At 51.6% G+C, this 21,011-nt stretch carries 21 protein-coding genes; 12 read left to right on the top strand and 9 right to left on the bottom strand.

Translation table 11 applies throughout. The features are described 5' to 3' along the window. Positions 1–2 precede the first annotated feature (2 nt). Genes HNQ57_RS04935 through HNQ57_RS04925 form a run of 3 tightly spaced genes read left to right on the top strand, consistent with a single transcriptional unit; the run spans position 3 to position 1,061 of the window. Positions 3–437, top strand: a complete 435-nt coding sequence (locus HNQ57_RS04935) for a hypothetical protein (protein WP_184461489.1) — start codon at positions 3–5, stop codon at positions 435–437. 30 nt (positions 438–467) lie between these two features. Beyond that, positions 468–674 carry a hypothetical protein gene (locus tag HNQ57_RS04930; protein ID WP_008252964.1) on the top strand — a complete coding sequence of 69 codons (207 nt, stop codon included), beginning with the start codon at positions 468–470 and terminating at the stop codon, positions 672–674. Positions 675–695: 21 nt separating this feature from the next. Further along, the gene (locus HNQ57_RS04925; RefSeq protein ID WP_184461488.1) at positions 696–1,061 is read left to right on the top strand and encodes a SpoIIAA family protein; all 366 of its coding nucleotides are present in this window, start codon (positions 696–698) and stop codon (positions 1,059–1,061) included. Between the two features lie 20 nt (positions 1,062–1,081). Here the strand turns inward: HNQ57_RS04925 and HNQ57_RS04920 are convergent, their stop codons facing one another. Then, a complete protein-coding gene (locus HNQ57_RS04920; RefSeq protein ID WP_184461487.1) occupies positions 1,082–1,675 on the bottom strand; it encodes a class I SAM-dependent methyltransferase in 594 nt (197 codons plus the stop codon). A 2-nt stretch (positions 1,676–1,677) separates the two neighbouring features. Beyond that, entirely contained in the window at positions 1,678–1,836 is a 159-nt protein-coding gene (locus tag HNQ57_RS04915) for a hypothetical protein (protein WP_184461486.1), read from the bottom strand. A 369-nt stretch (positions 1,837–2,205) separates the two neighbouring features. Between HNQ57_RS04915 and katG the strand changes: the two genes are divergently transcribed. Continuing rightward, a complete protein-coding gene (katG, locus tag HNQ57_RS04910) occupies positions 2,206–4,416 on the top strand; it encodes a catalase/peroxidase HPI (protein WP_184461485.1) in 2,211 nt (736 codons plus the stop codon). 40 nt (positions 4,417–4,456) lie between these two features. Here the strand turns inward: katG and HNQ57_RS04905 are convergent, their stop codons facing one another. From HNQ57_RS04905 to HNQ57_RS04890, 4 genes are all read right to left on the bottom strand, one after another. Then, positions 4,457–5,665 carry a CaiB/BaiF CoA transferase family protein gene (locus HNQ57_RS04905; RefSeq protein ID WP_184461484.1) on the bottom strand — a complete coding sequence of 403 codons (1,209 nt, stop codon included), beginning with the start codon at positions 5,663–5,665 and terminating at the stop codon, positions 4,457–4,459. A gap of 15 nt (positions 5,666–5,680) precedes the next feature. Further along, the gene (locus HNQ57_RS04900) at positions 5,681–6,859 is read right to left on the bottom strand and encodes a hydroxymethylglutaryl-CoA reductase (protein WP_184461483.1); all 1,179 of its coding nucleotides are present in this window, start codon (positions 6,857–6,859) and stop codon (positions 5,681–5,683) included. Positions 6,860–7,023: 164 nt separating this feature from the next. Continuing rightward, the gene (locus HNQ57_RS04895; protein ID WP_184461482.1) at positions 7,024–8,298 is read right to left on the bottom strand and encodes a dicarboxylate/amino acid:cation symporter; all 1,275 of its coding nucleotides are present in this window, start codon (positions 8,296–8,298) and stop codon (positions 7,024–7,026) included. Positions 8,299–8,460: 162 nt separating this feature from the next. After that, entirely contained in the window at positions 8,461–9,081 is a 621-nt protein-coding gene (locus HNQ57_RS04890; protein ID WP_184461481.1) for a class I SAM-dependent methyltransferase, read from the bottom strand. Between the two features lie 194 nt (positions 9,082–9,275). Between HNQ57_RS04890 and HNQ57_RS04885 the strand changes: the two genes are divergently transcribed. The 4 genes from HNQ57_RS04885 to HNQ57_RS04870 all read left to right on the top strand — a co-directional run bounded on the left by HNQ57_RS04885 (position 9,276) and on the right by HNQ57_RS04870 (position 13,406). After that, positions 9,276–10,430 carry an alpha/beta hydrolase family protein gene (locus HNQ57_RS04885; protein WP_184461480.1) on the top strand — a complete coding sequence of 385 codons (1,155 nt, stop codon included), beginning with the start codon at positions 9,276–9,278 and terminating at the stop codon, positions 10,428–10,430. Positions 10,431–10,553: 123 nt separating this feature from the next. Beyond that, the gene (locus HNQ57_RS04880; RefSeq protein ID WP_184461479.1) at positions 10,554–11,369 is read left to right on the top strand and encodes a Stp1/IreP family PP2C-type Ser/Thr phosphatase; all 816 of its coding nucleotides are present in this window, start codon (positions 10,554–10,556) and stop codon (positions 11,367–11,369) included. Between the two features lie 28 nt (positions 11,370–11,397). Next, entirely contained in the window at positions 11,398–12,042 is a 645-nt protein-coding gene (locus tag HNQ57_RS04875) for an FHA domain-containing protein (RefSeq protein ID WP_184461478.1), read from the top strand. Positions 12,043–12,218: 176 nt separating this feature from the next. Beyond that, positions 12,219–13,406 carry a hypothetical protein gene (locus HNQ57_RS04870; protein WP_184461477.1) on the top strand — a complete coding sequence of 396 codons (1,188 nt, stop codon included), beginning with the start codon at positions 12,219–12,221 and terminating at the stop codon, positions 13,404–13,406. Positions 13,407–13,522: 116 nt separating this feature from the next. Here HNQ57_RS04870 and HNQ57_RS04865 read toward each other — a convergent pair whose 3' ends face one another. Further along, on the bottom strand, positions 13,523–14,893 hold the full coding sequence (locus tag HNQ57_RS04865; protein ID WP_184461476.1) for an FAD-dependent oxidoreductase: 1,371 nt from the start codon (positions 14,891–14,893) through the stop codon (positions 13,523–13,525). A 204-nt stretch (positions 14,894–15,097) separates the two neighbouring features. Between HNQ57_RS04865 and HNQ57_RS04860 the strand changes: the two genes are divergently transcribed. Genes HNQ57_RS04860 through HNQ57_RS04850 form a run of 3 tightly spaced genes read left to right on the top strand, consistent with a single transcriptional unit; the run spans position 15,098 to position 17,756 of the window. After that, positions 15,098–15,658 carry a chorismate--pyruvate lyase family protein gene (locus tag HNQ57_RS04860; protein ID WP_184461475.1) on the top strand — a complete coding sequence of 187 codons (561 nt, stop codon included), beginning with the start codon at positions 15,098–15,100 and terminating at the stop codon, positions 15,656–15,658. A 60-nt stretch (positions 15,659–15,718) separates the two neighbouring features. Beyond that, entirely contained in the window at positions 15,719–16,600 is an 882-nt protein-coding gene (gene ubiA, locus HNQ57_RS04855) for a 4-hydroxybenzoate octaprenyltransferase (RefSeq protein WP_184461474.1), read from the top strand. Positions 16,601–16,610: 10 nt separating this feature from the next. Beyond that, entirely contained in the window at positions 16,611–17,756 is a 1,146-nt protein-coding gene (locus HNQ57_RS04850; protein WP_184461539.1) for a GNAT family N-acetyltransferase, read from the top strand. Positions 17,757–17,801: 45 nt separating this feature from the next. Here HNQ57_RS04850 and HNQ57_RS04845 read toward each other — a convergent pair whose 3' ends face one another. Beyond that, positions 17,802–18,185 carry a hypothetical protein gene (locus HNQ57_RS04845; RefSeq protein WP_008252939.1) on the bottom strand — a complete coding sequence of 128 codons (384 nt, stop codon included), beginning with the start codon at positions 18,183–18,185 and terminating at the stop codon, positions 17,802–17,804. 50 nt (positions 18,186–18,235) lie between these two features. Further along, positions 18,236–19,573 carry a prephenate-dependent tRNA uridine(34) hydroxylase TrhP gene (trhP, locus tag HNQ57_RS04840; protein WP_184461473.1) on the bottom strand — a complete coding sequence of 446 codons (1,338 nt, stop codon included), beginning with the start codon at positions 19,571–19,573 and terminating at the stop codon, positions 18,236–18,238. Between the two features lie 145 nt (positions 19,574–19,718). On the opposite strand from trhP, the gene HNQ57_RS04835 reads away from it, so the two are divergent. Then, the gene (locus HNQ57_RS04835) at positions 19,719–21,011 is read left to right on the top strand and encodes an OmpA family protein (protein WP_184461472.1); all 1,293 of its coding nucleotides are present in this window, start codon (positions 19,719–19,721) and stop codon (positions 21,009–21,011) included.

Below are 21,011 nucleotides of genomic sequence, written 5' to 3'. Positions count from 1 at the left end.
GTATGATTACGTTATTAAAAATACTTTTCTTTGGCGGAGCGAGTTTATTGACGCCAAAAGCAATCGATCTACTTGATGCGACTACACTTATTCAGTTGGCGGAGCCAATAAGTGCTATTACTGAGAGTGCAGCACTTGAGATTGATGTGAGTCAGCATATAAGTGCTGATAATGACGAAGCGGCAGCGCTGGCTTTTCCACTGGTGTTCCCGGCGTCTTGCGTCAGCGCTATGTTGCACTCGAAGTTTGGGGTTTCGGTGTATTTAGACAAGGTTGAGGGTAGGGCCGTGAACGGCAAGAAATTATTGCGTTTAAGCGCGTCGAGCGGGGTGGTGCCGGGGGTTAATTTTAATCGTCTCGAACTACATGTGTGCAAGGAAATCCGCGATACCGCGCTGACCTGGTATAACTATGACAAACCTGCATTTTTGCCCTAAAGTTAAGAAAAGATGCAGAGGTGAGTGTTAATGAGCAGCGAGGCTATGCTGTTATGGAGCTTATTATTTAGCTCTATCGGTTTGGGTTACTTTGTCTATGGCCGAAAACAGGGCAATAAGGTGGTGTTGTATACCGGCATTGCTTTAATGCTCTATCCTTATGTGTTTAGTAGTGCTATTACTGTGGTTGTGGTTGGTGTAATGCTAATGTGCGTGCCACGGGTTTTAGCTTTATAAGACAATTTCTTTGGAGCCAATATGCTTGAAGTTATTCATAGTGCTGGCAACCGTATCGATATCGTTCTCAATGGCAAAATAGATGCTAACGTCATGAAAAAGGCGTTCGACGATTTGCTGAAAGAGTCAGAAAACATTGAAGACGGTGTCATGCTATATCGTATCGAAGATTTTCAGTTTCCGTCACTGGCGGCAATGGCACATGAGCTATCGCGTATGCCAACGCTGCTAAAATTGATGAAAAAATTTAAGCGCATTGCCGTATTGAGCGATAAAAAGTGGTTGAAAAAAATCAGTGAATTAGAAGGTAAGTTTTTTCGAAATTTAGAAATAAAGGCTTTTGATTTTAAAGATATTGAACTTGCTGAAAACTGGCTGCAATCTTAAACCTAGATTGAGAAATGCGCTTAACGTTTTTGAGCGATGATATAAGCGTGCTTTTCTGGAAACTGATCCAATTCGAGATGCAAAATCGACAGTCCCATATTTAGCAGTAATTGGCAGTTTTCACGCAGGCCAATAGAGCTGTAATAAAAAGTGTCGTTATGCCATTGGTCGCTATGCTCACCGTAGTCGTCGCCAAAGCTATAAATGAGTACACCGTTGTGGTTTAGCTTTTGACAAAGCTTTTTGAGCACTGGCTTTTGCATATTAAAAGGCAGGTGAAATAGGCTGTCCCAAGCAAGAATAAAATCAAAGTTCTCATCGCTTTCCCAGTTACAAATATCACTGTGTATAAAATTATGCTGAGGATGATTTGCTTGTGCGAGCGCGATCATTTCCGCAGATATATCTAAACCGGTCACTGAATAATTCTTCTGGTGAAGAATACGAATAAACCGTCCTCCGGCGCCGCAGCCAACATCCAGCGCCTTGCCGCCAGCAGCGCGAAAGCCAATCGCTTTTTCAAATTGCGCTAGGCCGTAGCGTGAATCGCTATGTTGCTTATGCCACCACTGAGCGATGTTGTCGTATTTTTCACCAAGTATTATTGGGTCCATCTTTACGCCTCTCCTTGCTGCCAGTGGACGTCGCACATACTCGGGTAGAGGGCCGGTGAAAAGGAGTCAAATTGAATGTCGCGCACTTGCGTAAGATTAGTCCACAGCAGTTTGTGTCCGCGCAGCTTGCGGGTGATCCGAAGGCTTTTTCCTAACTCCATGGTCTATCCTTTAGCGGTATCCGTACACTAAGTTGTTAATTGGGACTTGGCTTGTGGCCTGCCGAACAGGCATTAGTGTCATGCAGGCACTTTAGAATGCTATATCAAGACCAGTGACGAGGCTACTGGGCTGCTTAGGCGCTATTTGGCACCGACGCTTTGCTCAGCGTAGTCTAGTATAAGGGTGGCTGCGCGGATGATGACGAATAATTTCTGGACTTCGATACAGTAAAGCTATCGGTCTAATCTAAATATACGATTTTAAACTATTAATCGTCATTGCTATGGTGGTGTCATGCACAAGTAAGCACCGAAGATAATTAAAGCAGTCTATCAATCTAGATCGACACAGTTACATTGGAGAGAGTTATGAGCGCGAATAAAAATGATGGTAGCGGCGGAAAATGTCCGGTTATGCACGGCTCCCAGACAAAAGTTGGCGGACAAAGTACCGCAAACCAAGATTGGTGGCCCAATCAATTAAACCTCAAGATTCTTCACCAGCATTCGACTAAGAGCAACCCGATGGGGGGCGATTTTGACTATGCTGAGGAATTTAACAAGCTCGATTTAGCCGCGTTGAAGAATGACCTCACGACGCTGATGACGGACTCCCAAGATTGGTGGCCAGCGGATTACGGGCATTACGGCCCATTTTTTATTCGTATGGCGTGGCACAGTGCCGGTACCTATCGCATTGGCGACGGTCGCGGTGGTGCCGGTGCTGGCTCGCAGCGCTTTGCGCCCCTCAATAGTTGGCCAGACAATGGCAATCTTGATAAGGCCCGCAGACTGCTGTGGCCGATCAAACAAAAATACGGCAGCAAAATCTCCTGGGCCGATTTAATGATTTTGGCCGGTAATGTCGCGCTGGAGTCGATGGGCTTTAAAACCTTTGGTTTTGCCGGTGGTCGCGCCGATATTTGGGAACCAGAGGAAGATATTAGCTGGGGTGCAGAGCGTGAATGGTTGGGCGATAAGCGCTACAGCGGAGATCGCGAGCTGGATAATCCTTTGGCCGCGGTACAAATGGGTTTGATTTATGTCAACCCAGAAGGGCCCAATGGCGAGCCTGATCCCCTCGGCTCGGCGCGGGATATTCGCGAGACGTTTGCGCGTATGGCCATGGACGACGAAGAAACGGTGGCACTGGTTGCGGGCGGCCATACCTTCGGTAAAACCCACGGCGCAGGCGATACCGCCCATGTTGGCCCAGAGCCAGAAGCGGCCAATATTGAAGAACAGGGTTTAGGTTGGATAAATAGCTTTGGTAGCGGCAAAGCGGGCGACACCATTACCAGTGGTTTAGAAGGCGCGTGGACCGCAACACCAATCACTTGGGACAATAGCTATTTTGATACCTTGTTTGGCAACGAATGGGAGCTGACCAAAAGCCCAGCCGGGGCCCAGCAGTGGACACCAAAAGGTGATGCCGCCAAAAATACCGTGCCTGATGCCCACGACCCAAGCAAGCGCCATGCACCCATGATGTCGACCGCTGATTTGGCGCTGCGGGAAGACCCTGAATACAATAGAATTTCTAAGCGTTTTCACGCCAATCCGGCGGAGTTCGCCGATGCTTTTGCGCGGGCATGGTTTAAATTAACCCACCGCGACATGGGGCCGGTAGCGCGTTACCTTGGGCCGGAAGTACCTACCGAGGAGCTGATTTGGCAAGATCCGGTGCCTGCTGTAGACCATGACCTTATTAATAGTGACGATATTGTCGCCCTCAAAAAGTCCATTCTCGCAACCGACTTGTCGGTGGCAGAATTGGTGGCGACGGCTTGGGCCTCGGCTTCAACGTTCCGCGGCTCCGACATGCGCGGCGGTGCCAATGGCGCGCGGATTCGCCTAGCGCCACAAAAGGACTGGGCGGTGAACCAGCCTAAGCAATTGGCCAAGGTATTGTCGCAATTAGAGGCTGTGCAGAAGGTGTTTAACGCCGCCCAGCCTGGCAATAAAAAAGTGTCTTTGGCGGATTTAATTGTACTGGGCGGCGCTGCAGCCATTGAGCTTGCGGCCAAACGTGCGGGCCACGCGATTGAGGTAGATTTTATACCGGGTCGTACAGATGCAAGCCAGGCGCAAACCGACGTAGAGGCTTTTGCTGCCCTAGAGCCAATTGCCGATGGCTTCCGCAATTACCTAAAACAGCAGTACAGCGTAAGCGCGGAAGAACTGCTAATCGACAAGGCGCAATTGCTGAATTTGAGCGCGCCTGAAATGACCGTACTTGTTGGCGGTATGCGGGTCTTAAACGCCAATGTTGGGCAAAGTCAGCACGGCGTCTTAAGTAGCGCAGCGGAAACATTGAGTAACGACTTCTTTGTGAATTTGCTGGATATAAACACTAGCTGGAAGCCAACTGGCGAGCCGGATGTGTTTGAAGGAAGCGATCGCAATACCGGAAAAGTGAAGTGGACGGCGAGCCGGGTGGATTTGGTGTTTGGCTCTAACTCCCAGCTGCGTTCTACCGCAGAAGTGTATGCCAGCAGCGACTCCCAAGTGCGCTTTGTGCAGGACTTTGTTGCGGCGTGGAATAAAGTGATGAATGCCGATCGCTTTGATCTGAGTTAAGCATACGCGACTGTTGTTAAGCGCCGTGTTAGCACGGCGCTTAAATTACCGCGTCTTCTTTAAGCGCTGTTATGCGCTCTTCGTTAAACGCCAATAATTGGCTTAAAACCTCGTCGGTATGCTGCCCCAAGCTTGGTCCAGGCCATTGTGTGCTGCCGGGTGTACCGACTAATTTTGGCGCCATGCCTGGAATAGTTAGGGTATCGCCGTTTACCTCAACTTTTTCAAACAAATCTCGCGCTTGAAAGTGTGGGTCTTCGGCCATGTCTTGGGCATTGTAAATTGGCCCAGCGGGTACCCGCACTGCTTCTAATTGCTCGATAGCGGATTGAATGGTGTGGGTGGCACACCAATCGGCAATTGCGGTGTCGATTTTTTCTTGGTGAATAACGCGTCCGGCGTTGTCACTCATGGCTGGGTCCTTGGCAAAATCATCGCGGCCAATGGCGTTCATTAGGCGCTTGAAAATGGAGTCGCCATTGCCGCCAATAATCACGTATTTGTCGTCGCTACAGCGGTAGGTATTGGTGGGCACAATGCCGGTGAGGGTGGTGCCAGAGGCTTGCCGAATAATACCTTCTTCTGCGTATTCGGGTACGACGGACTCCAGCATATTGAACATGGTTTCATAGAGCGCTACGTCGACGACCTGCCCTTTGTGTAGGCCGCGCTCGCGCGCGTTAAGGGCCATTAAAATGCCGATGATGGCGTGCAGCGAGGCGATGCTATCACCCAGGCTGAGGTTGGGTCTCACCGGGGCTTCACCGGGAAAACCATTTAAGTGGCGAAAGCCGCTAATGCCTTCGCATACCGAGGCAAAGCCGGGCTTGTCGGCATAGGGGCCGGTTTGGCCGTAACCGGAAATACGGGTGTAAACCAAATCGGGGTTATCGGCTTTTAAGTCGTCGGGCCCGAGCTGCCAGGCTTCCATAACACCGGGGCGAAAATTCTCCACCAGTACATCGCACTGTTTAGCGAGGTCGCGAACAATGGCTTGGCCGTCGGGGTGGCGCAAATCGACGGTTACCGACTTTTTGTTGCGGCCAATGCTATACCACCATAGCGAGGTGTCGCCCTTCATGCTGCGCCAGCGGCGAATGGGGTCGCCAATACCGGGGGCTTCGATTTTAATTACCTCGGCACCAAAGTAGGCGAGCATGGCGGTAGTGAAAGGTCCCGCGATGAGCTGGCCCAACTCTAATATGCGAATACCCTGTAAAGGGCCGGTGTTGGCTGTGCTTGTGGTCATGGCGTTGCTCTTTGCTTACGGGCGGTTGCGGCCGAGTTGGTCGTGGCTGGAAACCCATTCGTCAGAAACGATGGCGGCGGCCAGCGAAAGGTCGCCAGCCAGTACCGTGGCGCCAATAATTTCGGCTAATTTGCGGGCCTTGTCTTGGCCGTAGCAGTCCATCATTTCTAAGCATTCGCGCTGGGTGGGTAGGCCGGTGCCGCCGCCATAACTGGCGCAGATGATGGAGGGCAGCGTCACTGAGTAATACAAATCCCCCGCCGGAGTGAGGTCCATAAAGGCAATGCCGGTATGGGATTCCACGACGTTGGCCTCGTCTTGGCCGGTCGCGATAAACATGGAGGCAATACCGTTTGCTGAGTGCGGGCCGTTGTAGGCTGAACCCGCCAAAATAGCGCCGAGTATCGTGCGCTGACGCAGGCGTACCATACGCTCTGGATCTGCGCGCATCAGGTCTTTTAGTACGTCTTTGCTGATGGTGGCTTCGGCTACGACCTTTTTGCCGCGACTATGCAAAAGGTTCATGTGCGAGTGCTTTTTGTCAGTTTCAATACCGCAGGAGAGCGAGAAATTTTCAATCACGCCGGGGTAGTTACCGAGTATCCATTGGCAGGCTTTATGGGTGGCCTTGCCGGTCATGTTTTGTCCGGCGGCGTCACCGGTACTGTAGTTAAAGCGGGTGAATAATTTATTGGCAATGACCCAGCTTTGAATGTGTTGCAGTTTGCCAATGGCGGTAGTGCTTTCGGCTTGGGCGCGAATGGAGGGTAGTTCTTGTTCAAGCCATCGGGAAAAGTGCAGGGCTTCGCGGGCGCTGGCAAATTCAAACAGCGGCGCGCGCTGCATAGATTCGCCCGTTACCGTAACGGTGGCGCCACCGGATTCAGAAATAACGCGCATGCCGCGACTGTACGACGCAATCAGGGTGCCTTCGGTGGTTGCCATGGGCACATAGAAAACCCCCTGGGCGTGCTCGCCATTGATCAAATACGGCCCGGCAACTCCGACGGGCATTTGTACCACGCCAATAAAGTTTTCGGCGTTGCCCTCAACTACCTTTGGGTCAATGGAATAATGGCCGGTGTGTTTTAGGCTGACGCCGGTTTCGGCCTCAATAAATTCCCGTCGTTGTTTGGCGGCGGCTTCGGAATAATTATCGTTTTTAATGCGAGGTATGGGTTTGCGTATGCTCATAGTTGTTTCTCTTATTATGGTAGGAAGCCGAAGGTGATTGTCGGAAAGCAGACTTTAGTGTCAGTCGAAAAATCAAAAACTAACTAGCCAGTACATTGCGGGTGGGCTGCAATTCTCCGACCTCCGACCTCCGACCTCCGACCTCCGACCTCCGACCTCCGACCTTAAACCTGTGCTGCAACCTTAGTGGTCTCACCCTCACTACGCGCAATAATGACCGCCGCGCAGGAGTCGCTAAACACGTTCACCGCCGTGCGCACCATATCGAGTACGCGGTCGGTAACCAGTAATAAACCAATCCCTTCAAGAGGAAGTCCTATTGCACCTAGAATCACGGAGATGGCCACTAAGCTCGCGGCGGGTATACCGGCCACGCCAATGGAGGTGAGCAGGGCAATAATGACCACCGTAAATTGTTGCACCCAGCTTAAGTCAAGCCCGTAAACCTGGGCGATAAACATGGCGGCAACACACTCGTACAGGGCCGTGCCGTCCATGTTAACGGTGGCGCCAAGGGGTAAGACAAAACCACTTACCCGTTTCGATACCCCGGATTTTTCTTGAATGCTCTCAAGGGTTAAGGGCAGGGTTGCTGAGCTAGACGCCGTGGAAAAGGCGGTTAGCATCGCTGGGGTCATGGCTGCAAAATGGGCTTTGGGATTAACTCTGCCCACGTAACGAAGCAGTAGTGGCAATGCCACAAAAGCGTGAATTAATAAGGCCAACAAGGCCGTAAAGAAAAATAACAGCATGGGCTTGAACGCCGCAAAGCCGGTAGCGGCGACGGTCTTGGCCACTAAACCAAATACCCCGAGTGGGGCAAATTTCATCACCCACATGGTGATTTCGGTCATGATGTCCATCACCCCTTGCCAGAAATGCATTAGGGTGGCGGCGTGTTCGGATTTACTGCGGGCCAGAAAAAAGCCAAATAGCAGGCTGAAAAAGATCAAACCAAGCATTTGGCCGTTTGCGGCGGCGGCCACGACATTGGTGGGCACCATGCGCACAAATACTTGCACGACGTCGGCCATGCCGCGTCCTTCGACCTTGGCCAAGGTGTCGCTTAATTCAGGGTCGCTGCTGCTGATGGTGGCGGCGAGGGCCTGGTTGTCACCGCTGCCCGGCGCGATAATGTTCACCACGGCCAAGCCAATGAGTATGGCAATGAGGCTGCTAGACGCGTAAAAGAGTAGGGTCTTGCCGCCGAGCTTTTCTAATTTATCACCGCCTACGCCTGCCATGCCGCTTATAATCGACGCCATTACCAGCGGCACAATGAGCATTTTTAAGGCATTTAGAAAAATGGTGCCAAGAAATTCGTATACTGATATAAAAGCCAGCCCGCCTATACCGCCGTCGGCGCCGCCGAGTATTCCAGCCAATACCGCAAGAAGAATTGCGATGCCAATTTGCCAGTGCAGGGGAATATTGCGCATGTGCTATTTACTCTGTGATTGTAGTGGCGGAGCGACATAGCGCTTTACTTTAGCACGGCTTCGTCTGACGTCGGAAGTCGGAGGTCTGACGAGGCCGTACGTCGCAACTTGAGCGTATGGCTGCTTTTGGTTTTTGTCCGACAGCAGACGGCCGACTTCCAACTAATTTTTCACCGCCGTCCCGTAATACATATACCCTGCTATTCGTGGCGCGTCGTCAACATAACATTGCTCAAGGCTGTCAATTTTAAATCCGCAGCTGGTGATGAGCTCGGGAATGCGCCGGTTGAGATGGCAGCCCCCCGCCAGCTTTTTCCATACTGGCGTGATGCGGTTTTGCCAGTTTTGAATATTGCGGTCTGGCGCGAGGCCGTGCTCACAAAATAGTAATTTGCCACCGGGCTTTAGTACCCGTCGCATTTGCTGCAGGGCCTGCTGCCAGTCGGGGATGGTGCACAGGGTGTAGGTGAGTAATACGGTGTCGACACTATTGTCGTCTAGCGAAATGTCTTCGCCGTTTAAATTGAGCCACTTCACTTTGAGATTGGTATTTTTAAGGTTGGCACGGGCTTTTTTACGCATACCTTCGGAGGGTTCAAGCCCCCAAATAAAGTCGATATTGTCTGCTTGATACAGCGCGAGGTTAATACCACTGCCCATGCCTACCTCTAGTACCACCCCACTTGCCAGCGGCACGATTTTTTCACGGAGCGCCATAATTGGCGCCATTGAGCAGGCTTTGTCGATAACAAAGGGAAGTATTCTATTTTCGTAAAAGCCCATATTGTTCTTCCTATTAGGGGTTTTTTGATCGGTCTAACTGTTGATATGCGAGTAATCCACAATACCGGAGATTGACAAGTTATGTTATCAAGGCAAACATGCTGCACAAATATTAATAAATGCGTTGTTACGCTGACTCTATATGGCAAATTCTTGGCCGGGGAGTCAGGTCGGTTTCTTACATGGGTGAATCAATGAAATATCCTCATATTCTTGTTCTAGGTCTTATTGCCACACTTGCTGCCTGCGGTGGTTCTTCGTCGAGCTCTTCCTCGAGCTCCTCGTCCTCGGCGAGTTATGTTACTGAAACATTTACGACTAACGCGGCGGTGGACTTGGCCGCTTTCAATATTGCCGGACCCATGGATATTAACCCCTTGTGCGTGCCGGATACAGCGTCAAATCTGCCATTACCTGAAGGCCTGTTGGTTTATAAGAAAGGTGAGCTACCCACGCGTTTGGTGGTGTTTGCCCACGGTATTGGCCACACGGTTCGCAAAAGTTGGCTGCCGCATATGTTGAGGGAGATTCGCCTCGCGCGCTCGTTTGAAAATAATCCGGGTAATGTCGCCTTCGTCACCACTGACTACCGCGATAATTTAGGTTTTCCTACCCTGCGTGGCGCCCACGATACGATTGCGGCGACATTGCACGCCATGAACAAGTTTCCCAGTATTGAAACCGTTTATATGTTCGGGGTGTCGATGGGTGGCTCAATCTCGGGTACGGCGATAGTGGAATCGACAGCGGTGACGGCAGATGGCAGCTCACTCTACGATTACTGGCTGGATGTAGAAGGCGTGAGTCAGCTGATTGAAACGTATGCCGAAGCGACGGCGGCAGCCTCGATATCGGAAACGGCCGCGCAGGCGCAGGCAGGTATTGAGCGTGAAACCGGCGGCAATCCCCTTATTTGTCCCTTGGCTTATGAGCGGCGCTCGCCAGCCTACCAAGCGGCGGAAATGAAATTGGCTGGTTTGCGGGCCGCGACAGTGGTGCATGCGATTAATGACGGTTTAGTGCCGCATAATCAGGGACGAGTAATGGCCTCGGGCCTGACCACCGCGGGTATTCCTACGCAGTTCTTCACCATTGTGGGTATTCCGCCCTTCCAAGATCCGGGCTCAACTGGCACTGGCACCTTAGGCTTGGGAGATGCAGACCCCTACTTGAATTTGGCGGGTCATGGCTCTGAAGCACAGGCTTATCATCCTGTAATGCGAGTGGCATTTGAAAATATGCGTAAGATGCTCGACGGCACTTATAATGAAACCGTGCCTTATTTTGAGTGTGTGGTCGATCCGAATATACCGTCTGATAGCTGCCCAGTTGATCAGCTTCAGCCCTAGTGTATTCGATAAAGAGCGCGGCCTACCGCTCCTTGGCAGCGCGTTTTTAGTACCGACATTGACCGCGCTAAAAAGCAGTGACTATACTCAGTTCTTAATAATGTAGAGCTTTGGCGCAAGTTCATGGATGAGAATATACGTTTTCGTGCTTTTGGCATTACTGATATAGGTCAAGTGCGCGAGCATAATGAAGATGCTATCGGTCTAGCCATAGACCAAGGCTATATGGTGGTTGCCGATGGTATGGGTGGCCACAACGCGGGTGAGGTCGCCAGCGCCATTGCCATTGATGAAATTGCGCATCACCTGTCCTTTGCTGATTGTCCGGCGCCTAGCGCCGAAAACGCGGTGTACTCTCCTCAGACCTTGCATCTTCGCGATGCGGTTATTGTTGCTAATGCGGCGATACTCGACGCTGCGAAACAAGATGAGGCCCGTCAAGGCATGGGTACCACGGTGGTGGCCATGCAATTTACGGCTAACCGAGTGGCCATCGCCCATGTCGGGGACTCGCGCTTATATCGGTTTCGTGAGGGGTTTTTGGATCAGCTTACTACCGACCACACCTTGGTGCAGGAATGGCTGACCCGCAAGCTGTATACCGAAGAAGAAGCCCGCAATGCCAAAAACAAAAATGTCATCACCCGCGCGCTTGGTTTGCTTGAGGAACTTGAGGTAGATTTATTAGAAGAACTGGTTCGCAGTCAGGATCTCTATTTGCTGTGTTCCGATGGTTTGAGCGGTATGCTCGATGATACTGAAATCAGCAAGGTGTTGAGCAAACACGGGCAGGAGCCTGAAACCGCCGCAATGTTGCTGCTGAAATTGGCCAATATGGCCGGTGGTAAAGATAATATTTCTATTATTATTGTGTGTGTTGATGAGGTGGTCGCCGGACAAGACGATGCGTCAGACGAAACGCTTGACTGGTTCGACTAGGAAAATAGCTCAGTAACGGATTAGGATTATGGCAAAGCTGATTCTCAGTTTTCAGGGTAGAGTGCTTGAGGATTTTCCCCTCGACAAAGAGCGGGTCACTATTGGCCGGGCGGCCGATAATGATATTTGCATAGAAAATCTTGCGGTGAGTGGTCGTCATGCGGCGGTCGAAACCTTTCAGAATGACAGTTTTCTGCTTGATTTAGGCAGTACCAATGGCACCTTGGTCAATGGCAATCCGGTGACCCGCCACGCCCTGCGCAGCGGCGACTACATCACTATTGGTAAGCATTCACTTACCTATCAGGGCCTCCAGCGTGCTGCAGAAACAGATGATGAGGTCGAAAAGACCATTGCCATTCGCCCAGCGATGCGCAGCGCCGAACCTGCGCCAGCAGCCCTGCTAGGGTATTTGCGGGTGCAGAATGGGGGGGCAGCCGGCCGAGAAATGGTGTTGAGCAAAGCCCAGACCAAGTTAGGTAAAGCGGGCTTGCAAGTGGCGGCAATTAGTCGACGCCAGCAAGATTACTACTTGGAGCATATCGAAGGCCAAGATGGTCGCACCCCGACGGTTAACGGCGTGCAGATTGGTTTACAGCCACGTAAATTAGCGCATGGCGACACCTTGGAGATTGCCAATACGCGCTTGGATTTTGAATTGCGGCCGGAATAATACTTAGCGAGTTTTCAATAAAATTGTGAACACATAAAAATGGGGGAGCTTTGTGGCTCCCCCATTTTTATGTCGGTGAGCTTTGCCGACGGTGCTAAATTGACCTCGTTTACATCGCGGGGTAAAGTCAAAGCTGAGCCGTTAGACAAAATATTTTAAGTAGAGCCCCCATTCAGATGTTAATTTTTTTCCTAAGAACCAAGCAGTTGGCGCACGCTGTTTTGTGCGTGCTGTGTCTTGCTGTGGTTTCAGCGTACACAAGCTATGCTTATGCTGACATTAGTGACACAAGAGCGGAGTTAGAACGTGCCAGCGAACGCGTTGTTCGGGCATGGACTGAGTATGGTGAGTTAACGGGCGATGCACCGAGTGCTGAGCAAATCACAAACTTACGCACTTATGTTGCTAATGATCAAGTGGCAAAAACCCTTGATGACGTAGTGAGTGAGCTCACTTCACTAGAGAAAAAAATTGTGCGCTGGAAGATTTTGCCAAGCGCAAGTAATGAGTCTGGAGGTGCCAGTAATGGCGGACTGGAAACGCTACGCGGCCAATTTAATGATGTGGGATCGAGGTGTAGTAAGCAGTTTTATAGCGATAAAGTGTTCCAAGAAGTATTCAACAGTAGTCCGTGCTCAGAATACACAGAGCGCTTTGACAATGCCATTTACCACGCCGAGAACAACGCTGAAAAAATCCAAGCTTACCAAGAGGGCATCGCTAGCCTGACGAAAATTTATAGGCAAGTAGCTGACTTGGATGCCGCAGAGTTAGGCCGTATTCACGAGAAAGTTAAATCTTTTAATGCCAGGGATGCCAAATTAAAGCCGCTCCTGGAAGAGCGCCAAAGCCTTATGCCGCGCATTAACCCTCTCGTTGAAAAAATGGATGAATATAAAAGCAAGGCCGAATCGTATATTGATGATGCGAGCTCAAATTGCCGGGCCGAGGGCGTTGATTTTGATTGTGGAAATCGATGTCAACGGCGGGTTAGGGACCCTATTTTTGGCACTTATCGCAATGAACCGGATCGGCGATGTTTAGAAAAATGCAATTTTCAAGAACAGCGGGCTACAGATGATCTCAATGAGAAAATTGAAGAGTGTATTGATGAGCGGGATTGGGCCAAAGATAAGTTAGAAGATGTTGAGATTGATTATAAAAGTGCGCAATCACGCGTATTGGCCTTATATGACCAATATGAGCGGGTTAACGATGAAATAGTATCACTCGCCGATAGCAACAAAAGGGCTGTTGTGGAATTGGATCAGTTCCTAGTTCAATTACTCCCAGAAATATTTTACGCGATGAATAGTGAGTTTAGCGCTTACGGTGTGAATTCGGTATCGTATCGATCAGATTAAGGGCGTCATTTCCGCCTGAATCTATCAGCACAGTATGGAAACAAAAAAACGGCTGCCTTAGTGGCAGCCGCTTCAATCAAAAATGCAAAGGCATTTCTATCAACAAAGGCATTTCGCTAGGGCATAATCGCCGGCAATTGCTTTTGCAGGGCCATTTTTTGCTTGGTGCCTTCGCCCGTTAAGGCAAAGCCAAGTAAGTCGCCATTCGTGCCGACAAAGCGCGCTACTACATTGACGCCATCTTGCTCGATTTCCCAGCTGCCTTTAGCATCTCGAGGCGCAGGGCTAACTGTGACGGGGCAAGCCGGTGTTTTAATCGTGACCGGCATGGCGGGGTAGCTGACCTCGGTGGCGTCGCCGGTGAGGGTTTTGGCCAAGGCGCGGGCCTGGGCCATGAGTGGGGCAACATAAACCAGAACGTGGCCAGCGACTTCCGCGCAGTCACCCATGGCGTAGACATTGGGCGCACTGGTTTCCAGTAGGCGGTTGGTGGCGATACCGCGGTTCACTGTAATGCCGGCGTCTTGGGCGAGCTTGATTTGCGGACGCACGCCAACGGCGGACAAGACCAAGTCACAGCTAATGGTTTCGCCATTGTTGAGGCTCACCGCCAGTGAATCACCGGCTTTATTTACTTCAGTTACTAGCGGCCCAAAATGGAATTTTGCGCCCTTGGCTTCGAGACCTGCTTGTACAGCCTTTCCCGCGACTTCGGGTAGCAGGGTAGGAATGCAATATCCCAGTGGGTCGACGGTTTCTGTTTCAATGCCGCCATTGAGCAAGTCATTGGTAAATTCGCAGCCGATAAGACCGCCGCCAATAATGCAGACTTTCTTCACGTTATTTTTCGCCACAGCGGTGCGGAAGTCGTCGTAATCCAGCAAATCATTGACTGAGTAGACGTATTCCAAGGCATCGCCTTTGATGGGCGGCCGGATAACATCGGCGCCCAGTGCCAAGACCAGCTTTTTGTAATGTACTTGGGTGGCTTGGTCGCCAATGGTAATGGTTTGGCTGGCGGTGTTGATTGCGGTGACTTTGGTCAGCGTCCACACGCTGGCATTAAGGTCTTCACCCATGCCGCCAGCGTCTTTCTGTGCGAGGGCATCGGCGTCCATATTTTTGGTGAAGCCGGTCGATAGCATTGGCTTAGAATAGGCGCGGCCGTCGTCGGCGCTAATCATGATGATGGGGCTGTCTTTGTCGTATTTGCGAATTTCGCGAACCAGACCGTAGCCGGCTAAACCGGTGCCAATAACCACAATGGCCGCTTCGGCGCTGGCGGTGGCGGGTTCTTCATGATGGGGTAGATCGCTTTCTTCCGACTTTTCAATCATTTCAAAGTCTTCTTTACCCACGCCGCAGTCGGGGCATAGCCAGTCGTCGGGAATGTCCTCCCAGCGCGTGCCGGCGGCGATTCCGGAATCCGGGTCACCCACGGCTTCGTCGTAGACCCAACCGCAGACAATACATTCCCATTTACTCATTTGCTTACATCCCCTAAATACAGTGCTTCTATTCACGAAGCTTAAGTTAAAAGTCTTTCGATAGCATGGTCCATTCGGCCGATATTGGAACTTGCAAGTCGCTGGTGAATCACGCATTCTGCCGCCACATACAGGCATTTGGCGCGGCACTTATTGCGGCCGAAGCTTACTATCTTCTTATTTACCATTCTGGAATGGCCGCTATTGTACGCTTTTCAAACAAGTCGAATCCAGACCGCTGAACCGCGTTGGCAGAACTGTAAAAAACGTGCGGCCGCTCAGTTACCGGCAAAAGATGCTCGCTGGCTGCTGGATACCGGCTCTTTAACTGCCCATTTGCGCCGCGTTTCGGAGGGGCATTTCCACGTTGACGTTTTGTCGCAACGCTGGCAGTTGCCCCGCCTATCTGAGCGTCGCCTATTGAATATGGGCGATCGGGAGTGGGGCTTGGTTCGCGAAGTGTTGCTCTGTTGCCGTAATGAGCCGTGGGTGTTTGCCCGCAGTGTTATGCCTGCGACGTCCCTCGTTGGACGTTTGGCGCGATTGCGCCATCTCGATAATCGGCCACTCGGCCATTTATTGTTTACCGACCCCATGATGTCCCGCGATCCTTACGAGATTTGCCAGCTGCCCGTCGCTGATTTGTCGCTAGGTATAAGTCCTGACTCAGAGAAAGTGCTGTGGGGACGGCGGTCACGGTTTTTGCTGAGCCAACACCCTATTATGGTGAGCGAGATTTTTCTGCCAGCGTTTTGCCCCTGGTAGGCGCTAAAATTGGGGCAATGAGTACTGGTATACTCAATTCAAAGTGCGAGCGAGTGAATTATGCAGCAGTTAATTACCGAGCTTAAAAAGCAATATCCCCACTACCTCGCATTGATGAGGGTGGATCGACCAATAGGCACCTATCTGGTGCTTTGGCCAACATTGTGGGCTTTGTGGTTGGCGGCGGAAGGCGTGCCAGATTGGCATTTACTGCTCATTTTTATTTTAGGCACGTTTCTTATGCGCTCGGCGGGCTGTGTCATTAATGATTACGCAGACCGAAAAATAGATGCCCATGTCAGCCGTACCAAGCTGCGGCCGTTTGCCCAGGGCTTAGTCAGTGAAAAAGAAGCGTTGATCCTTTTTGCCAGCTTGTGTCTGCTGGCCTTTGTACTGGTGTTATTCACCAATCAACTGACTGTGTTCTTGTCTTTTGGCGCGGTGCTATTAGCCGCCACCTACCCCTTTATGAAGCGTTATACCCATTTACCCCAGTTGGCTTTGGGCGCTGCTTTTGCGTGGGGTATTCCTATGGCCTTTGCTGCGCAGACCGCTTCGCTGCCACCTGCGCTGTGGTTAATTTACATTGGGGTGCTGATCTGGACGGTGTGCTACGACACCTTTTACGCGATGGTAGACCGCGAGGATGATCTAAAAATTGGCGTTAAATCCACCGCAATACTGTTTGGTGATGACGATATTACGATCACCGCCATGCTCCAGGTTTGCGTGATTATTGTCATGCTCATGGTTGGCGTACGCTTTGGCATGAGCTTCATATATTACGCCAGTCTTATTGCCGCCAGTGGCCTGTTTATTTACCAGCAACGCCTTATTCGCTACCGTCTGCCCGATGACTGCTTTAAGGCCTTTTTAAACAATAATTGGGTAGGCGCGGTCATTTTTGCCGGTATTGTGCTGCACTTTATGTTGGCAGCGTGAGACCTTATTGATGGTGGATTTGGAGTTTATTAGCGCCATTGCGGATCTCGGCATAGAGAACTGGAATGCGATAGCGGGCGTTGAGTATCCCTTTACCCGCTATGAATTTCTATCTGCGCTGGAAACCAGCGGCGCGGTGACGGCTGAAAAAGGTTGGCAGCCTCACCATGTGGTTGCGCGCCGTGACGACCGCGTTATTGGCGTGATGCCGATGTACATTAAAACCCATAGTTACGGCGAATACGTTTTCGACTGGTCTTGGGCCGATGCCTATCAGCGCCATGGGCGCTCTTACTACCCTAAATTATTAGCGGCAATCCCCTTTACGCCGGCAACTGGCCCGCGTTTGTGTGTGAGTGATGAGGCCGATCGCGATGCGGTGATGGCGGCCGTAGCAACAGCCTTACCCGCACATGCAAGAGCGCTCGGCGCGTCGTCGGCCCATATCTTGTTTTCCAAGCCTGAAGTGTCGACGGCCTGGCAAGAGCAGGGCTTTATGCAGCGTGTTGGTCCTCAGTACCATTGGTACGATCGAGATTACGGCGATTTTGAAGGCTTCTTAGCCAGTTTTAGCTCCCGCAAGCGCAAGACTTTGCGCAAAGAGCGGCGGGTTGTGGCGGAGCAGGGTTTAGACTTGCAGATTTTAGTGGGCGATGAAATCAGCGCCGCGCAGTGGCGTTTCTTTTTCCACTGTTACCAATTAACGTACGCCAAGCGCAGCGGTCACGGCGGTTATTTGCCAGAGGCATTTTTTGCCCAGTTAGCCGCGACCATGTCTGAAAATTTAGTGATGGTGGTGGCGAGTCACGGCAATGAGCCGGTGGCGGTGGCACTGAATTTTCGCGATCAGCACACCCTCTATGGCCGCTATTGGGGGTGCGTGCGAGAGTATGAATTTCTGCACTTTGAAACCTGTTATTATCAAGGCATTGAATATTGCCTACGCGAAGGCTTACGCCATTTTGACCCTGGCGCGCAGGGCGAGCATAAAATTCAGCGGGGATTTACGCCAATACTGACTTATTCAAATCACTTTTTAGCGGATGCGGATTTTTCTGAGGCGGTGGCGCGCTTTCTCGATGATGAAAAACAGCATATTGCCCAGTATTTGCGCGAGGCCAGTGCCATGCTGCCGTTTCGGCGGGGCGATGAATAGGCCCCTGAATGCTATGTTTCAAGCGGTTCAGGAGCGGGGGTGGTGTTACTGCTGGGCGTTCTTTAGCACGCGTTCAACATAGAGCAAACACAGTATCGGTAGCACATAGCTCGTCGCGATTTGGGTGAGCAGAACAATCTCTGAAAGTGACCACTGGGCATCGCTGCTGATCCAATAGATGAAAATCGGCATGGCAACAAAAATCAAGGTCGGAAGATAACGCCACAAATAGTAGGCCATGCTGGACGCCGCTTCGCTGTCGGCACGGCGGTAACAGTAGAACGTTATCAGCACCACTAAAAAGCCAATGACGAGCACGTAGTTATTGCCGAGCAGGTCGCCCAGTAAGTTGAGAATAGCGCCAAATACCATGCTTAGCAGACTGATGTTGACCAGTCCCCGCAAATTGCGCAACTTTTGCCGTTCCATATTGTGTCCTGTTTTTTTATCGTCAGTTTACTGCAGTGTAGCTTGCCAAATTAAGCGTTGATGTCTTTGACCAAGAGTCCGTATTTTAGTGCCGCCTCGGGCAGAGGCTGATCTAGCGGGATTTGCACGCGGTGACCGGAACCGGGCGCGGCATCGATGGCCTTGCCATGCTTGTCGCTTAGGGTTTTCAGCTGGAAGCGAGTATTGCCACCTGGCAGCATTAACTCCAGGGTATCACCGGTTACAAAGCGGTTTTTTACATCGATGGTGATAACCGAATCGCGGGCATCGACGACTTCACCAACAAACTGCTGCTGTTGGGCATTGTTAAGGCCCATTTCGTAGTTTTGGTATTCCTTTGGCGGATGGCGGCGATAAAAGCCTTCGGTATAGCCCCGGTTGGCGAGGGTGTCGAGTTCATCCATTAGCTGCATGTCAAAGGGCTTGCCGTGGGCGGCATCATCTATGGCGCGGCGGTAGACTTGGGCAGTGCGCGCTACGTAGTAGTGGGATTTGGTGCGGCCTTCAATTTTTAAAGAGTGCACACCCATCGCGGCTAGGCGTTCGACGTGCTGTACCGCTCGTAAATCCTTGGAGTTCATTATATAGGTGCCGTGTTCGTCTTCGTAGGCAGGCATGAACTCGCCGGGGCGCTGAGCCTGCTGTAATAAGACCGGCTCGGTGACAATGGCGGGCTGTGGTTCGGGAACATAGGTTTGCACTGGCGCGGGTTTGTTTACCGCAACAATGTCGCCGGTTTCATCTTCTTTGGCCTCGTGAGCCTGATATTTCCAGCGGCAGGCATTGGTGCAGGCGCCTTGATTGGGGTCGCGGTGGTTCATATAGCCAGATAGCAGGCAGCGGCCTGAGTAGGCAATACACAGCGCGCCGTGCACAAAGACTTCTATTTCCATCTCAGGCACGCGCTGGCGAATTTCTTCAATTTCGTCCAGAGCCAGCTCGCGAGACAGAATGACTCGTTGAATGCCGTTTTGATGCCAGAATTTAACGGCCGCCCAGTTCACCGCGTTGGCTTGCACGGACAGGTGAATAACTTGCTCGGGCCATTTTTCGCGCACCAACATCATGAGGCCGGGGTCGGCCATGATCAGGGCGTCGGGCCCCATCTCAATTACCGGTTCTAAATCCCGTAAATAACTGCGTATTTTGTCGTTGTGCGGGGAAATATTCGAGGCGAGGTAGAATTTTTTGCCCTGGCCGTGGGCCTCTTCCATACCGGTGCGCAGAGTATCGAGATCTTTAAATTCATTATTGCGGACGCGCAGGCTATAGCGGGGTTGTCCGGCGTAGACAGCATCTGCGCCATAAGCAAAGGCGTAGCGCATATTGCGGAGGCTGCCGGCGGGGGACAGGAGTTCAGGGATCATGGGCTAGGCTGCCTTGGGGTAAAGAGTGAATACAAGAGGTGTATGGTATCGCAAAGCACTGTTTTCTGCGCTATTGGTGAAAGTGGCTGCCAGGGATACACTCGGTGCTCAGCAGCGAGGTATTGAGTTGTGACGGGATGTGAGCGTGCAAAAATCTAGTTATTGGCAGGGCCTAGCGCTATTCGCTAGCTTTTTGCCCTTCGTCTGCGACGCGGGTGAGGCAAATGGCCACTATTATTTAAAAGCGGGTCTGGGCGGGTCTTGGCCGTCCGGCACGGCCGAGGCTTATGCTAATGACGCTAGTGACTCGTCTTCTGTGTTGTTTCCACCATCGCCCAATACCAATACCAATACCGACCCGCTAGATCAATCTAGAGGGGACAACTACCACATTGCGGCGGGGCTGAGCTTTGCCGATGACTGGCGGCTAGAAGCCGGGTATGTATCTGAGCGCGGCCGTCTCCGCGGCGGCTCTGCGGCGGAGCCTATAAATATGGAGCTTGCCCAACACGCATTGAGCGTGTCGCTCTGGCGTGACTTTTCGCTGATGACCCCACGGTTTCGCCCCTATCTGGGTGCCGGGCTGGGTGGTTTACAGAGTCGGCTTGCGGGGGCGTCTCACCAGCAGTGGACGCTATTTACCGGTGCGGGTGTTGGGCTAGCTTTGACGCCGCAGTGGCAGCTTGATATGTCGTATCAGTATGCGATTGGCGAAGATGCGCAACTTAAAACTGCCGAAACTAGGTTTACTATTCCGCAAGGCGGTGGGCGCTGGCAGATGGGACTGCGCTATCACTTTGCATCCACCACCGGTCGCGCTCTAAGGGACAGCGATGCTGACGGGATTGCGGACGAGCAGGATCGTTGCCCTGAAACGCTGCGGAGTGCGGTCGTTGATTTTTATGGCTGTGCCGACAGCGATGGTGACGGGATTATTGACCCACTCGATCGCTGCCCTAATACCCCAGCAGAGAATGAAGTGGATAGTAATGGCTGTATGGACAGCGATAACGATGGGGTCAAAAACAGTGTAGATCAATGTTCTAATAGTGCTCCAGGTGAGCGAGTATTGCGTAATGGCTGTGCGGCGCGGCAGAGCGTTGGCCTGGAAAGTATCCGCTTTGGGCTCGGTGAAACGGAACTTAATGCCGATGCTAAAGCCCGCTTAACCGCGGTAACGGCGGTGATGCTAGCATCGCCACAATATCGATTAGCGATTCAAGGCCACAGCGACGATAGCGGCGATGCTGAGGCTAACTATCGCTTGTCTCGGGCGCGGGCGCGGGCAGTTGGCAGGGCGCTAGTTAGCCTAGGTGTTATTGCTGAGCGTATTGAAATTCAGGCATTTGGCGCTAATATGCCGGTAGCGGATAACAGCACTAGCGAGGGCCGAGCGCTGAATAGGCGGGTTTCTTTAAAGGTTATACGTTCTAAATAA

The organism is Zhongshania antarctica (assembly GCF_014202945.1).
Taxonomy (GTDB): Bacteria; Pseudomonadota; Gammaproteobacteria; order Pseudomonadales; family Spongiibacteraceae; genus Spongiibacter; species Spongiibacter antarcticus.
Note: the sequence above shows the minus strand (reverse complement) of the source record. Positions and strands in the feature narration are given on the sequence as shown.